The following is an 11,837-nucleotide window of genomic DNA, read 5'->3' on the forward strand; positions in this document are numbered from 1 at the left end:
ACGGTCAGCGCCAGCGGTCGTCGGCCGGGGCGCCCCCGGCACGCGGCACGTCGTCCTGCGGCGGGTAGCCGTACCGCTCGTCGACCCGGCGCCGGCCGGCCCGCTCCGGTACGGGCTCCGCCTGGTGGCCGCGCTGGCGCGGTGGGCGCCACTCGTCCGGCACCGGCACACCGCCCACCGGCAGCGCCGGCCGGTCCGCCGGCCCGTCCCGCCAACCGCCGCCGCGCTCGTGTCGGCGCGCCGGCTCGTCCCGGTGGTACGGCTCGCGCTCGTCGTACCGGCGCGGCTCGTCGTAGCGGCGCGCGTCCTCGTGCCCGCGCGGCTCGTCGTAGCGGCGCGCGTCCTCGTGCCGGCGGGGGTCCTCGTGGCGGACGGAGGCCCAGCGGTCGGCCATCCGGTACTCGGTGCCCGTGGCGTCGGCGTGCACCTCGGCGCGGCGCTCCCCGACCCGCATCTCACGGCCGTTGTCGTCGTCCCGCACGGCGGCCCACCGGTCACCGGCGCGCAGCTGCGACCAGTACTCACCGGTGTCGTCGGCCCGCAGGGCCGGTCCGGGCTGCGACTCGGCGGTCGCTAGGTCAGGCTCGCGCTGCTCCGACCAGCCGCGGTCGTCAGGCTGCGCGTACGCGTCGCGTGGATCATCCCACTCCGGCTCGTCGCGGCGGGCCGTCCAGCCGGGCTCATCCCGGGTCGCCGCCTGCGCGCCCCGGGAACGCTCCTCCGCGCCGCCCCGGGTCCACTCCTGCGCCGGCGGAGACCACTGGCCGGCGTACCCGCCGCCGTACCGCCCGCCCGGCTCGGCCGGACCGCCGTCGACGACGGTGTGTCGGGTGGTGACGTGGACCGTCTCGGTGTGCCGCACCACGCCGACCTGGCGGTGCGCCGCCTCGGGGCGGTCGTGCTCCCGAGGTCGGGGCACGGAGCCGTACCCGGCGGCCGGTCGCGCCGCGCCGTACGCGGCGGCCGGTCGCTCAGTGCCGTACCCGGCGGCTGGTCGCTCAGTGCCGTACCCGGCGGCCGGTCGCTCCGTGCCGTACCCGGCGGCCGGCTGCTCGGCGCCGTAGAACCCGCCGCTGACCGGCGGCTCGGCGTCGGGGGCCGCCTGATACGGCGGCTCGTCATCGTCCGCGCGCTCGGGGTGGCCCCGGCGAGCACCGGCGTGCTCCGGAGGCGACATCCGGCCGCGACCGGCCGGGGCGTCGCCGGGCACCGACACGCGGCTGCGGGCGACCGGAACTTCGTCCACCGGCTCGCCGACCGGGACCCGGGCCCGACCGGCACCCGCCGGTTCGGCGGGAGCGGCGCCGGCGAGCGCGGCGCCGCTGGCGTCGAGGCGGCGGCGGACGGCGATGACGCCCTCCTGGGCCCGCTGTGCCTGGTCGAGCGCCTGGTTACCGCGTTGCGCGGCGGCGACGATCTCGGCGCGCAACTCCCGGCGGAGCTCCTCGATCTCGTCCAGCAGCTCGTCGGCTCGCGCCGAGGCGTCCTCACCGTCGGATCGCAGCGCGATGGAGAGGCCGATCAGCACCACCGCCAGGATGGCGAGCACCGCCGCGAAGCGCAGCGGGCCGTTGCCGTCGGCGACCAGCAGAATCAGCGCCGCCACCGGAGCGAGGGCCACGCCGGCCCAGAAGAGCATGGTCAGCAGCGGCGGTTGACGCCGGGCATCGGGGGCGACCGGGGCTGGCATGGCTGTGCAGCCTACCGAGGATCCCCGCTCAGGGGAACGGACCGGTGAGGCGCACCGGCCGGGCGCGGGCGTACTGACGTGACGACGCCCCCGACCTGGTGCGGTCGGGGGCGTCGTCGACGCCTCAGGAGGTGCTCAGCTGGTGGCGAAGGCGCCGTCCGACGAGAAGATCAGGCCCACGCTGATAGCGCCCGTACGCAGCCCGTTCTTGGTCAGCGGCCCGCCCTGGTCGAGCGAGGAGAAGGAGCCCACGGACAGCCCGTACGTCTTCTCCAGGCCCGGCTTGCAGAACGGGCGCTGCTGGCACTCCGGCGGGCCACCCAGCACGGTCGCGTTGCCCGAGCACTTCGCGGCCAGCTCGGACAGGGTCCGCACGCCGTACTTGTCGGCGAACGCCTGCGTGACCGCGAAGGCGTTCTGGTCCTGTGCGGCGGCCGGCGCGCCGAAGGTGATGCCCACCTTGTCGCCTTCGGCCTTCAGCGCGGTCACGGTGTTGTTGATGTCGGGCGAGGAGACCGGCTGGGCGTTGGGGCCGTTGGCCTTGGTGTTGAGGAACTCCGCCATGGTCGCCGCGTACTCCGGGACGACCTGGACCTCGCCCTTCTCCAGCGCCGGCTCGTAGAGCTCCCGGTTGCCGATCTGCTGCACCTTGACCTGGTAGCCGGCGGCGGTGAGCGCGATCCGGTACAGCTCGCCCAGGGTCTGGCTCTCGGCGAAGTTGCCCGCTCCCACCACGATCTCGCCGCCCGGGCCCTTGGCGATGCCCGCGGTGACGTTGTTGGCGGAGGCGAACTCCTCGGCCGCCACCTTGGGGGTCTTGCGGTCGTCGTTGACGGCCTTGTTGAGCTGGATCAGCTTCGGCGTGTCGAGCGCGGCCGAGACCTTGTCCAGCGCGGCGATCAACTGCGGGTTGGCCGCCTTGCTGTTGACCGCCGGAATGACGTTGTCGGAGTTCTGGAGCTTCTTGTCGTCCTGCAGGGCGATGAGCTGCTGCCCGGCGACCGGGGCGCACCCGGCACCGGAGGCGCTCTGCTGGGGCGCGTCGGTGCCGGACGAGCCGGCGCCACCGCACCCGGTCAGAAGCCCTGCCGCAGCGACAGCGCCGACCGCGCCGATCGCCAGACGTGTACGTGCGCGCATGTGCCCGCCTTCCGTGTCCCGGCGCGACCCGTCCCGGGCCGGCCGCGTGTCCGACGGGCGATCCTGACTGTCGGCCGCCCGCGAATGTCCACCCAACATCCTCCGCGACCGACCGACAACCTGAGGTGGACTTCGTCACCGCTTCGTCACCGCCCGACTCGCTGCCGGTCGCCGGGCCGGGACACCACTCACCCAAACGGTGCGTCCGTCGGACGGGCCGGGGCAGATCAGGCGCGGCCGGTCGCGTCGGCGGGCCGGGGCCGACCCGAGCGTTGCCGGTCACGCCGCAGCGGACGGGGGGTGACCAGCCGTTCAACGCCGCCCAGGACGACCTCGGCCAGCAGGGCGAGCCCGGCCACGAGCACGCCGCCGGCCAGGATCTGACCCCCGCCTGCCGCGATGCTCAGACCGAAGCCGGTACGGATGATCTCGCCGAGGCCGCCCCCGTTGACGAACGAGGCCAACGCGGTGGTGGCGATCACCTGCACGGCGGCGGTCCGGAACCCGGCGGCCAGGTAGGGCACCGCGAGCGGCAGCTCCACCCGCCGCAGGACCTGCCCCCCGGACAGGCCCATCCCGCGGGCCGCGTCGAGCGCCTCCACGTCGGCCTGGCGTACGCCGGTGTACGCGTTGGCCAGCAGCGGCGGAACGGCGAAGACGGCCAGCGCCACCACCACCGGCGTGCGGCCGAAGCCGAGGAAAGTCAGCGGCAGGATGGTCAGCAGCGCGAGGGTGGGGATGGCCAGGGTGGCGTTGGACACCAGCACGACCAGGCCACCACCCCGCCCGGTGTGGCCCAGCCAGAGTCCGAGCGGCCAGGCCACCAGGCAGCCGAGCGCCACCGCAGCCGCGGAGATCTCCAGATGCTCGCCGAGCCGCTGCAGGATGCCGCCGGGATTGGTCCAGTTCAGGGGGTCGTTGAGCCACAGCACCGCCTGCTGCACCGGGCTCGCCGCGACACTCACCGGACGCCCCGGGCGGACCAGGGGGTGACCAGCCGGCCCACGAGGACCAGCAGCAGGTCCAGCAGCACCGCGAGCGCCACGCAGAGCACCGTGCCGGTCATGATCTCGGCCTTGTAGAGGTTGTTCTGGAAGCCCGCGAAGATCAGCTGACCGAGCCCGCCGTGCCCGACCAGCACGCCCACGGTGACCAGCGCGACCGTCGACACGGTGGCCAGCCGCAGCCCGGTCATGATGCCCGGGACCGCCAGCGGCAGGTCGATCCGGAACAGTCGGCCCCACCGGCCGTAGCCCATGCCCTCGGCGGCCTCGCGAACCTCGGGCGGCACCTGGTTGAGCCCTGCCACCACGTTACGGACGATCAGCAGCAGCGCGTACAGGACCAGACCGACCAGCACGGTGGCGGCGCCGGTGCCCAGGTAGGGCGCGATGAACGCGAACAGCGCCAGGGACGGAATGGTGTAGATCACGCCGGTGACGCCGAGGATCGGCCCGGCCAGCGGGCGGAACCAGTACGCGACCACGGACAACGGCAGGGCGATCAGCACCGCGAACAGCACCGCGCGCCCGGTGAGCGAGGCGTGTTCACCCAACGCCGCGAGGATCGTGTCAGAGTTGTCCCGCACGTACTGCCAGGAGAACCAGGGGTTACCCGGGTCGGCCAGGTAGCTCAGGCGGAAGGACATACGTGGACGTTACCCCGGAGGCTGCCGGTGGGGCCCAGTCCCCTCGTGCGGCGTCGATCTCCCTGCAGGGCATCCAGAAGCGCTACCCGAACGGCACCGAAGCCGTCCGGGAACTCAGCCTGGAGGTCAAGGCCGGCGAACTGGTGGTGCTGATCGGCCCGTCCGGCTGCGGCAAGTCGACGGTGCTCCGCATGGTCAACCGGCTGATCGAGCCGACCGCCGGGCGGATCATGCTCGGCGACGAGGACGTCACCGACGTCGACCCGGTGCGGTTGCGCCGCCGGATCGGCTACGTGATCCAGAACGTCGGGCTGTTTCCACACCAGACGGTCCGGGCGAACGTCGCCACCGTGCCCGGGCTGCTGGGCTGGTCCCGCGACCAGACCCGGGCCCGGGTCGACGAGCTGCTCGACCTGGTCGGATTGGACCCGGCCCAGTTCGGTCGCCGCTATCCGCACGAACTGTCGGGCGGGCAGCGGCAGCGGGTCGGGGTGGCTCGCGCGCTCGCCGCGGATCCCGTGGTGCTCCTGATGGACGAGCCGTTCTCGGCCGTCGACCCGATCGTCCGGGCCCGCCTCCAGGAGGAGTTCCTCCGACTCCAGGCCGAGGTCCGCAAGACGATCCTGCTGGTCACCCACGACCTCGACGAGGCGGTCCGGCTGGGCGACCGGATCGCGGTGCTCTCCCAGGGCGGGCACCTGGAGCAGTACGACACGCCGGCCGCCCTGCTGGGCGCGCCCGCCACGCCGTTCGTGCGCGAGTTCGTCGGGGCCGACCGGGGCATCCGCCGGCTGGCGGTCACCCAGCTCGACCGGGACGCGCTGGAGCCGGTGCCCGGCGACGCCGAGGCGGACCTGCCCACCGTGCCGCTGGAGGGCTCCGCGTACGACGCGCTGGCGGTGCTGCTCACCTCGGGACGGGACCGGCTCGTGGTGACCGACGGCGGCCGCCCGGTGGGCGCGCTCAGTCGGCAGCGTCTGCTCGACCTCGGCCGCGTGGCGGGCTGACCCGCTCCGGCTCGGCCGGTCGGGTCAGGCCCGGCCGCCGAGGCTGGCGGTGCCGATGATCCAACCGGAGAGGAAGCCGTAGCCGGCACCCGCGCTGGCGTCCTGCAACGCGCCCAGCAGCGACGGGTCCGGGCCGAACGGCGTCGCCAGCACGGCGGCGAGCCCACCGGCCAGCACGTACGCGGCCCAGCCGGAGAAGAACTGGCTCACCGAGCCGGGCACCCGGGCCACCTGGGCGGCGGGCAGCAGATAGAGCAGGGCCACCGCGACGACCACCAGCAGAACGGCCCGCAGGTCGGCGGCGAGCAACCCGCCGGGCTGCCCGTCCGCGTCCAGCCGCCAGGCAGGCCAGGCGAGCAGGCGCAGGTAGTAGTCGCCGGCCGACGCCGGGTCGGTCCGCGTGCCGGCCCATCCGGTGTACGCCGGACTCCCGCAGATGCCGACCAGCAGCAGCACGGCGAGCGCGCCGGTGCCGGCGGCCGTCCCGTAGCGGCTGACCGGGCCGCTGCGGTGAAAGAGCCCTCTCATCCGTCCCGGGCCCGCGCCGACCGGCCGGGCGGACCTGGACTGCCCCGACCGGCTCAGTGCTTCTGCAGGTAGTCGATGAAGGCGGCCCGCAGCAGCGGCTCCGTCTCCTCGTACCCGTGACCGGTCAGCTCCCGCCACAGCGCGTTGGCCTCGTCGATGATCGGGCCGATCGAGTTCGGCGCGCCGTCCAGGACCGTCGCCTCGTCCGCGTTCGGCAGGTGCCGCAGAACCGAGAAGTAGAAACCGACGTCACGGTTCTCCCGGGCCAGGGCGAACGCCCGCTCCCGCAGTTCCTCGGTGGACAACGCGTCGAGTTCCTCGAACGAGGCTCCGCCGGGGGTGGCGGCAGGTGTGTCGGTCATGCCGCCGAGCCTAACGGTCGAGATCAGCTCCGGCTCGGCGGACGCGGCACGGCTCACCGCTCACCGGCGTCCCACCGGCGCGGGCTGTCCTCCCAGCGCGGATCGCGCCACGGGTCGATCGGCTCCGGCTCGGCGGGCGTCGGCAGGGTGGGGGGCCAGTTGCCGACCGGCTGCGACGGCGGCATCGTCCAGCCCGTGCTGATCGTGCCGTCGCCGACCGGCTCGGGCCGGTCGGGGCTGCCCGGCCGGGGCCGTCCGTACGTCTCGACCAGGCGGGTGACCAGCAGTCCGACGCCGAGCGCGACGCCGCCGACCGTCCAGTGGTCGACCGTCCAGCCGCGCGCCGGCGCGTAGGCCTGAAAGACGGTGACCAGTCCCACCGCCAGCAGGGTGCCGAACAGGCCGCCCCGACGGCCGTACGCGCTGGTGCCACCGAGCAGGGCCACCCCGATCGCCAGCACGGTCCAGTCCAGCCCGGGGTCGGGCGTGACCGGCCCGGGGCCGTTGGCGGCGAGCAGAACACCGGCGAGGGCGGCGAGCACGGAGGAGCAGACCAGGGCGAGCGCCGTGACCACGGCAGCCACCACCCCCCGGCGACGGGCCGGATCGGTGACCGGGCGGTACCGGCCGACCAGCCGGCGGATCGCCCGGATGGCGCCGAACAGCCCACCGAGGACCGCCAACGCGGCGAAGCCCGCGAACAGGTAGCCGGAGGTGCGCGCAGGGTCGTAGTCGCCCTGCACCAGCACGGGCCCCGACCGGCGTTCGATGTACACCACCACCCCGGCCGCACCCGCGAGACTGGCCGCCCAACCCGGCACGTGCAGCACCACCACGGCCAGCGCCAGCGCCAGGCCGCCGAGCGCGGCGACCGCGACCGCCGGGCCGACGGACGCCGCCAGACCCTGGTCACCCTGCTCCGCGTAGTGCAGCGCGGCGGCGACCGCGATCGGACCGACGGCCAGGTTCGGGGCGGCGGTACGCAGGCTCAGCCCGGCGGCGAGCGCGAGCAGCCCGAGCCCGACCAGGCCGACCAGCAGGGTGCGCAGGTTGTCGCCGCGCAGCGCGTCCGAGTCGGCCCGCCAGAGCAGCCAGCCCAGAGTGGCGAGACCGGCCAGCAGCAGGATCTCCCACACCAGGTGCACGCCGATGCGGTCCTGACCGGGCTCACCTTGACCGGGGTCGTCGAAGACGTTCTCCAGAACGGCGGCGGGCACCCCGGACGAGGGCTCGACCGACCCTTCTCGGCCCGCTTCTTCGTACCCCATTACGCCGCCTCCCCAGTGACCGGCCGTTTCCGGTCCGGTTGGCGGACGGACCGGGGCGGCCGTTGCTCTCCGATCGCAGGCACCGTACCCGCGCCCGGAGCCGGGCGTAACCCCCTGTCAGAGGCTGTCGGGAGACCCCACAGCCTCTCAACGCTGGCCGGGGCGGCTCTCCCGCTGGTCGGGCTCACGCTCGTCGTCCGGACGCTCCGGCACCCGGCAGGAGCGCTCGAGCCAGAGCGCGGCGCCCACCAGCGCCAGCGAGGCGAGCAGGCCACCCCCGGCGGCCGGTCGGTCCTCCGTGGCGGCCCGCGTGGTCTCGACGAAGAGCCAGCCGGCCAGCCCGGCGTAGAAGCCGGCGAAAATGGCCGCGGCGAGCGCCGACGCCTTGGCCAGCACCACGAACCGGGCGACCATCAGCGGGTTGACCGGATCGCGGCCGGGCTTGCGCTCGATCCGGCCCCGGGTGTTGATCGCAACGTACGCCTCCAGCACGGCGAGCGCGGCCAGTGTCACCACCGGCAGCCAGGGCAGCCGGGGGATGCCGCTGTAGTAGAGGGTGCTGATCAGCAGCCAGGCCACCGCCGCCGCGGCCAGGGCGGCCACGACCAGGGTGGAGATCCGGGTGGGGCCCATCCGCGACCGGTCCGGGCCCGGCCCGCCCGGTGGTGGGGACTTCGCCTGCGTCATGCCGGCCGGCTCCGCTCGGTCATGCCGTCGACTCTAACGCCAAGTCCGGTCGCGGACGCAGATCCAGCGCGTCGTCGGCGGCCGGGCCGGCGGTGAGCAGGTCGGTCAGCCAGCCGTGACCGGGCAGCCGCCCGTACGGCTGGATGTCGATCCACGGTCGCAGCACGAAGGCGCGCAGGTGCGCCCGGGGATGCGGCAGGGTCAGCTCGGGGTCGTCGCTGAGCACCGGCTCGTCGTCGTCGCCCCAGACCGCGATCACGTCCACGTCGAGGGTGCGCGGCCCGAACCGCCGCTGTTGGTCACGGACCCGGCCGGCCGCGCGCTCCGCGGCCCACGCCCGCTCCAGCCAGTCGCGTGGGGTCGCGGCGTCGTCCTGGGCCAGCAGCACCGCGTTGAGGTACGCCGGCTGATCGGCGTCGCCCCACGGTGGAGTCTCGTACACGCCGGAGAGCACCAGCACGGCGTCGCCGAGCGTGGCGACGGCCGTACGCAGGTGGCCCAACCGGTCGCCCAGGTTGCTGCCGAGCGAGAGCACGGCCCGGGTCACCGGGCACGCGTCCGGGTCATGGTGACGGCCACGTCGGTGAAGGTGTGCGGCACCGGCGCCTCCGGCTTGTGCACGGTGACGGTGGCGCTGGCGACCCGCTCGTCGGCCAGGCAGATCGTGAGCAGCCGGTCGGCGAGGGTCTCGATCAGGTTGACCGGCTCGCCGGTCACCACGGCGACCAGACGTTCGGCCAGCTCGCCGTAGTGGACGGTGGCGGTGACGTCGTCGCTGGCGGCGGCCGGGGCGAGGTCCAGTTCCAGCACGGCGTCGACGACGAAGTCCTGCCCCTGGACCCGTTCGAAGTCGTACACGCCGTGCCGACCCCGGGCTCGCAGGCCGGTCAGCTGGATCCGGTCGGTCATCGCTGTCCCTCTCGCTCGTGGCCGGCAGGGGCGGGGACCATCCGCGGACGGCCGGTGGCGACCCAGACGGCCAGCGCGTCGGCGGTGGCGCGGACGTCGTGTACGCGTACCCCCCAGGCGCCCGTCGCGACCGCCAACACGCTGGTGGCGACGGTGGCCGCCTCCCGCTGCGCGGTGGGTCGCGGTGTCCCGTCCGGGGCGGCGAGCAGTCGGCCGAGGTAGGACTTGCGGCTCGCGCCGAAGAGCAGCGGGTATCCGAGGTCGAGCAGCTCCGGCAGGCGGGCGCTCAGCTCCCAGTTGTGCGCGGCCGTCTTGGCGAAACCGAGGCCGGGGTCGATGACGATGCGGTCGGCGGCCACGCCGGCGGCCAGCGCCGCGTCGATCCGCTGGGTCAGCTCGGTCCGGACATCGGCCACCACGTCCGTGTAGCTGGCCAGCTCGCGCATCTCCCGCGAGTGGCCACGCCAGTGCATCAGCACCCAGGGGCAGCCGGCGTCGCGGACCACCCGGGCCATGTCCAGGTCGGCCAGCCCGCCGGAGACGTCGTTGACGACGACCGCGCCAGCACCCAGCGCGGCCTCGGCGACCCGGGCGCGGCTGGTGTCGATGCTGACCGGCACTCCGGCGGCGGTCAGCTCGCGGATGACCGGCAGGACCCGGTCGGCCTCGGTCGCCGCGTCGATCCGCTCGGCGCCTGGGCGGGTCGACTCGCCGCCGATGTCGACCAGGTGCGCCCCGGCCGCGCGCAGACGGACGCCATGTCCGACGGCCGCGTCGAGGTCGGCGTACCGTCCGCCGTCGGAGAAGGAGTCCGGTGTGACGTTGAGGACGCCCATCACCACCGGGCCCGGGGCCCGCACCAGATCGGTCACGAGTAGACGGTACCGGTGGTGTCGGTGCACCCGACCAACCCGGGTCGACCCCCGAACCACCATCCCTGACGTGCGCATTGGAACAGGTGTACGATCGGTCGTCCGGGCAGTATCAGGCAGTCCCTTCGCGGCTTGTCGCAATCCGGGGCGGCCCGTACGCTTTGGAATTGGCCAGCATCGAGATGGCGAAGCCTGGAGGGAGGGCCGAAGCGGGGAAAAACCGCCCAAAGCTCACCACTCTCCGTGGTGAGTAACGAACGCAGGGTCGAGAACGCTGCGCCCTGTGAGCACTTTTCCCGCCAGGCTTGCCTATTGCACCGCCGCGGCACCGCCGGCCGCGCTATGGGGAGGTTCCAGTGATCGCCTTCGAGCTCATGGAGACGGCGTCGTCCGGCGTCGCCCACGCGCTCTCCACCCTGGCGTCAGCTCCGCTCGCCGAGCCGGCACCGAAGGGGATCGACACCAACAGTGTGGTCACCTTCTTCGCCAGCAAGATCGCGCCAATCCTGCTCGCCGTCCTGGGCGTCATCTTCATCGGGCGGGCCAGCCGGGGCGAGATATCCAAGGTGCTGACCAGCTCCGCGATCGCGATCGTCGGGCTGGCCTTCATCGCCGGCGCGGCCACACTCTTCTTCGTCGGCGATTACCTGATCGACCTGATCTTCGAATAGGCGCGTTCCCAGATGCGGCTGCGCACCGACGACGACATCTACCGGGCCCGCCTGGTCTACCTCGGGCCGCCCGGCTACACCCTTCCGGTCCACCTGCCGTACGCCCAGTACGGGCTCTTCATGCTGCTCGTCCCCCTCTACATGTTCATCCACTGGCTGTTCACGCTGACGGTCGAGCTCTTTCCGGCCTGGGAGATCGCGCTCGCCATCGTGACCACGTCGTTCATCTTCCGGCACGTCGACCCGGACCGGCCGGCGCGGGTGGTCATCCGCACCGCGCTGACCGACTGGCGACGCACCCGGGAGCCGGCGGTCGAGCAGCGCGACCCGCGCCTGGTCGGCAGCCGGATCAGGATCCGGGAGGAGCTGGCATGACCGGGCGTACGCCGAGCGGTCCGTCGCACGACGCGGGTGAGGCGGTCGAATGAGTCGCTCTTCCACGCCGGGTCCCCCGGCCGGCCGTCCGGCCGTGCCGGCAGGTCACCGTGCGCAGTCATTTGACTACACCGAAGGCGAGGACGAGGTCGCGCTCGATCCCGCGCTGGTGACCTCGCCCGGGCACGGCGCGGTCGGAGTCTTCCAGGCTCCCCGGCCGGTGCCCCGCCGGACACCGCCCGCCGAGCCCAGCGCGGTGTCGGCCGGCGAGAACGCCGACATCGACTCCCCGTTCCTCGATCTCTTCGGCGCGTCCCGACCGGGTGCGGCGCGTGCCGTGCCGGCCGCCCCGGCGCCCCGGGAGCAGCCGGCGATCCCACAGCAGCAACCGGCCGCCACCGAACCGACCCGGCCGGCGCACCGGGCGCCGGACCGGGCACCCGACCTGGAACCGCCCTGGAACCCCGGGGATGCGCCCACCAGCAGCGGGCGGACCGTCGAGCCGCGGCGTGGCGGCGGCAACCCGGCCGGCGAGGCCCGGGTGCCGCACCAGGCCGGCGACCGGCTGCCGATGCTCCGGCGACCGAGCGAGGCCGACCCGATCGCCGAGGGCGCGCCGACGTCGTCGGCCGCCGGCGCGACGACCCGGCCGTCCAGCGCGGCGCCAGCGGGCCGCCCGA

The 11,837-nt window shown here is 74.0% G+C and carries 14 protein-coding genes and 1 pseudogene; 4 read left to right on the forward strand and 11 right to left on the reverse strand.

Annotated elements, in window-relative coordinates; genetic code table 11:
• Window positions 1-4: 4 nt before the first annotated feature.
• The 4 genes from EAD98_RS08125 to EAD98_RS08140 form a co-directional block, all read right to left on the reverse strand.
• Window positions 5-1,690, reverse strand: a complete 1,686-nt coding sequence (locus tag EAD98_RS08125) for a hypothetical protein (protein ID WP_121653432.1) — start codon at window positions 1,688-1,690, stop codon at window positions 5-7.
• Window positions 1,691-1,825: 135 nt separating this feature from the next.
• Complete coding sequence (locus EAD98_RS08130; protein WP_121653433.1) at window positions 1,826-2,830, reverse strand: glycine betaine ABC transporter substrate-binding protein; 1,005 nt, start codon at window positions 2,828-2,830, stop codon at window positions 1,826-1,828.
• 227 nt (window positions 2,831-3,057) lie between these two features.
• A complete protein-coding gene (locus tag EAD98_RS08135; RefSeq protein WP_121653434.1) occupies window positions 3,058-3,795 on the reverse strand; it encodes an ABC transporter permease in 738 nt (245 codons plus the stop codon).
• Window positions 3,792-4,478, reverse strand: coding sequence for an ABC transporter permease (locus EAD98_RS08140; RefSeq protein ID WP_121653435.1), 687 nt, complete (start codon window positions 4,476-4,478; stop codon window positions 3,792-3,794). The genes EAD98_RS08135 and EAD98_RS08140 overlap by 4 nt, the downstream gene beginning before the upstream one ends.
• 2 nt (window positions 4,479-4,480) lie before the next feature.
• On the opposite strand from EAD98_RS08140, the gene EAD98_RS08145 reads away from it, so the two are divergent.
• Complete coding sequence (locus EAD98_RS08145) at window positions 4,481-5,485, forward strand: ABC transporter ATP-binding protein (RefSeq protein WP_121653436.1); 1,005 nt, start codon at window positions 4,481-4,483, stop codon at window positions 5,483-5,485.
• A 24-nt stretch (window positions 5,486-5,509) separates the two neighbouring features.
• Here the strand turns inward: EAD98_RS08145 and EAD98_RS08150 are convergent, their stop codons facing one another.
• The 7 genes from EAD98_RS08150 to folP all read right to left on the reverse strand — a co-directional run bounded on the left by EAD98_RS08150 (window position 5,510) and on the right by folP (window position 10,111).
• On the reverse strand, window positions 5,510-6,013 hold the full coding sequence (locus EAD98_RS08150; RefSeq protein ID WP_121653437.1) for a hypothetical protein: 504 nt from the start codon (window positions 6,011-6,013) through the stop codon (window positions 5,510-5,512).
• A gap of 53 nt (window positions 6,014-6,066) precedes the next feature.
• Window positions 6,067-6,375, reverse strand: coding sequence for a hypothetical protein (locus tag EAD98_RS08155; RefSeq protein WP_121653447.1), 309 nt, complete (start codon window positions 6,373-6,375; stop codon window positions 6,067-6,069).
• A 53-nt stretch (window positions 6,376-6,428) separates the two neighbouring features.
• Window positions 6,429-7,643, reverse strand: coding sequence for an ABC transporter permease (locus EAD98_RS08160; protein ID WP_121653438.1), 1,215 nt, complete (start codon window positions 7,641-7,643; stop codon window positions 6,429-6,431).
• A gap of 147 nt (window positions 7,644-7,790) precedes the next feature.
• On the reverse strand, window positions 7,791-8,330 hold the full coding sequence (locus tag EAD98_RS08165) for a DUF3180 domain-containing protein (protein WP_121653439.1): 540 nt from the start codon (window positions 8,328-8,330) through the stop codon (window positions 7,791-7,793).
• Between the two features lie 19 nt (window positions 8,331-8,349).
• Window positions 8,350-8,877, reverse strand: coding sequence for a 2-amino-4-hydroxy-6-hydroxymethyldihydropteridine diphosphokinase (folK, locus tag EAD98_RS08170; protein WP_121653440.1), 528 nt, complete (start codon window positions 8,875-8,877; stop codon window positions 8,350-8,352).
• The gene (folB, locus tag EAD98_RS08175) at window positions 8,874-9,239 is read right to left on the reverse strand and encodes a dihydroneopterin aldolase (protein WP_121653441.1); all 366 of its coding nucleotides are present in this window, start codon (window positions 9,237-9,239) and stop codon (window positions 8,874-8,876) included. Before folB ends, folK begins: the two co-directional genes overlap by 4 nt.
• Complete coding sequence (gene folP / locus EAD98_RS08180; RefSeq protein WP_121653442.1) at window positions 9,236-10,111, reverse strand: dihydropteroate synthase; 876 nt, start codon at window positions 10,109-10,111, stop codon at window positions 9,236-9,238. Before folP ends, folB begins: the two co-directional genes overlap by 4 nt.
• Window positions 10,112-10,467: 356 nt before the next feature.
• Here folP and EAD98_RS08185 point away from each other — a divergent pair, with 356 nt between their 5' ends.
• From EAD98_RS08185 to EAD98_RS08195, 3 genes and pseudogenes are all read left to right on the forward strand, one after another.
• Window positions 10,468-10,782: a hypothetical protein gene (locus tag EAD98_RS08185; protein ID WP_030327982.1), complete on the forward strand. Its 315-nt coding sequence runs from the start codon at window positions 10,468-10,470 to the stop codon at window positions 10,780-10,782.
• Window positions 10,783-10,794: 12 nt separating this feature from the next.
• The gene (locus EAD98_RS08190) at window positions 10,795-11,157 is read left to right on the forward strand and encodes a hypothetical protein (RefSeq protein ID WP_053654782.1); all 363 of its coding nucleotides are present in this window, start codon (window positions 10,795-10,797) and stop codon (window positions 11,155-11,157) included.
• A gap of 49 nt (window positions 11,158-11,206) precedes the next feature.
• Window positions 11,207-11,837, forward strand: a pseudogene (locus EAD98_RS08195) (hypothetical protein); the annotation flags it as partial.

This window comes from Micromonospora sp. CV4 (genome assembly GCF_003667455.1).
GTDB lineage: Bacteria > Actinomycetota > Actinomycetes > Mycobacteriales > Micromonosporaceae > Micromonospora.

Bases quoted from the DNA above. Each gene is read 5' to 3' on its own strand.
- EAD98_RS08190 (WP_053654782.1), top strand. From the start codon at position 10,795: ATGCGGCTGCGCACCGACGACGACATCTACCGGGCCCGCCTGGTCTAC.
- EAD98_RS08160 (WP_121653438.1), bottom strand. From the start codon at position 7,643: ATGGGGTACGAAGAAGCGGGCCGAGAAGGGTCGGTCGAGCCCTCGTCC.
- EAD98_RS08150 (WP_121653437.1), bottom strand. From the start codon at position 6,013: ATGAGAGGGCTCTTTCACCGCAGCGGCCCGGTCAGCCGCTACGGGACG.
- EAD98_RS08140 (WP_121653435.1), bottom strand. From the start codon at position 4,478: ATGTCCTTCCGCCTGAGCTACCTGGCCGACCCGGGTAACCCCTGGTTC.
- folB (WP_121653441.1), bottom strand. From the start codon at position 9,239: ATGACCGACCGGATCCAGCTGACCGGCCTGCGAGCCCGGGGTCGGCAC.
- EAD98_RS08165 (WP_121653439.1), bottom strand. From the start codon at position 8,330: ATGACGCAGGCGAAGTCCCCACCACCGGGCGGGCCGGGCCCGGACCGG.
- EAD98_RS08125 (WP_121653432.1), bottom strand. From the start codon at position 1,690: ATGCCAGCCCCGGTCGCCCCCGATGCCCGGCGTCAACCGCCGCTGCTG.
- EAD98_RS08130 (WP_121653433.1), bottom strand. From the start codon at position 2,830: ATGCGCGCACGTACACGTCTGGCGATCGGCGCGGTCGGCGCTGTCGCT.
- EAD98_RS08155 (WP_121653447.1), bottom strand. From the start codon at position 6,375: ATGACCGACACACCTGCCGCCACCCCCGGCGGAGCCTCGTTCGAGGAA.